General features: G+C 72.5%; 2 protein-coding genes. Both read left to right on the forward strand.

Going from position 1 to position 1,377, the window contains the following annotated elements:
* A partial coding sequence (locus KF816_17585; GenBank protein MBX3009841.1) for a hypothetical protein occupies positions 1-844 on the forward strand: 844 nt, incomplete at its 5' end.
* Positions 844-1,377, forward strand: a 534-nt coding sequence (locus KF816_17590; GenBank protein MBX3009842.1) for a bifunctional DNA primase/polymerase, incomplete at its 3' end; no start/stop codon positions are given. The genes KF816_17585 and KF816_17590, both read left to right, overlap by 1 nt.

Raw genomic sequence — 1,377 nt, forward strand, 5'->3', positions numbered from 1 at the left:
TGCGGAGCTGCTGCGCCGCTTCCGCGCGGGCGAGATGAAGTACCTGTGCAACGTCAACGTGCTGACCACCGGGTTCGACGCCCCGCACATCGACTGCGTGGCGCTGATGCGGCCGACGATGTCGCCGGGCCTCTACTACCAGATGGTCGGGCGGGGCTTCCGTCTTTACCCCGGCAAGGCCGACTGCCTCGTCCTGGACTTCGGCGGCAACGTGCTGCGGCACGGCCCGGTGGACGCGGTCCGCGTGAAGGAGCCGGGGGCGGGCGAGGGGGAAGCGCCGGCGAAGGAGTGCCCGCGGTGCCACGCCCTGATCGCGACGGGCTACCAGACGTGCCCGGAGTGCGGGCACGCCTTCCCCGAGCTGCGGCGGCGCACGCACGAAGCCACCGCCGCGAGCGTCGGCATCCTGTCGGACCAGGCGACGCGCGCCGAGGAGCGCGTCAGCGAGACGTCGTACCACGTCCACCGCAAGCGCGACGATCCGTCGGCCCCGCCGACCATGCGCGTCGAGTACCGCCTGGGGTTCAACCGCTGGCAGCGCGAGTGGGTCTGCTTCGAGCACACCGGCTACGCGCGGCAGAAGGCCGAGGCCTGGTGGCGGGCACGTTCGCACGAGCCCGTGCCCTCGACTGTCGAGGAAGCAGTCGAGCTGGCCCGAGCCGGCGCGCTCGCGCCGACGCTGGGGATCACGGTCGAGAAGAAGGCCGGTGAGCAGTACGAGCGCGTCGTCGGCCATCGCCTGGGCGACAAGCCCCCGCGGCTGGAGAGCGAGGAGGGCCTGCCCGACGCGCCCGAGCCGGTCGGCACCACCTACGGCATCCCCGACGACGAGATCCCATTCTGATGCCGGAAGCGCCCCCGCCCAGCTCGAACGGCACGATCCGGTCGCACGCGCAGGCCTGCGTCGCCGCAGGCCTGTGCGCGCTGCCGGCGGTGAGGGACGACGAGGGCAAGCGGGTGGCGCTCGCGGCGTGGAAGGTCTACCAGGAGCGCCTGCCGACGTGTGAGGAACTTCGCGCCTGGTTCGGGCGTCGGCACTCCGCGCTGTGCATCGTCTGCGGCGCGGTCTCCGGCAACCTGGAGATGATCGATTTCGACCTCGGGGGCGAAGCGTTCAGCGCGTGGCGCGGCGCTGTCGAGGCCGCGTGCCCGGGGCTCGCAGCGCGGGTGGTCATCGAGTCCACGCCCTCGGGCGGGCGTCACGTCGTGTACCGGTGCAGCGGGCCGGTCTCGGGGAACACCAAGCTCGCCAGCAGGCGCATCGAGGCCGACGGCCCCGACGAACTGGTGGTCGGGGGCAAGACCCACAAGCCGCGCCAGGACAGCGCCGGCCGCTGGCAAGTCGTCGTCACGCTCATCGAGACGCGGGGCGAGGGA

This window comes from Melioribacteraceae bacterium, assembly GCA_019638015.1.
Classification (GTDB): domain Bacteria; phylum Bacteroidota; class Ignavibacteria; order Ignavibacteriales; family Melioribacteraceae; genus JAHBUP01.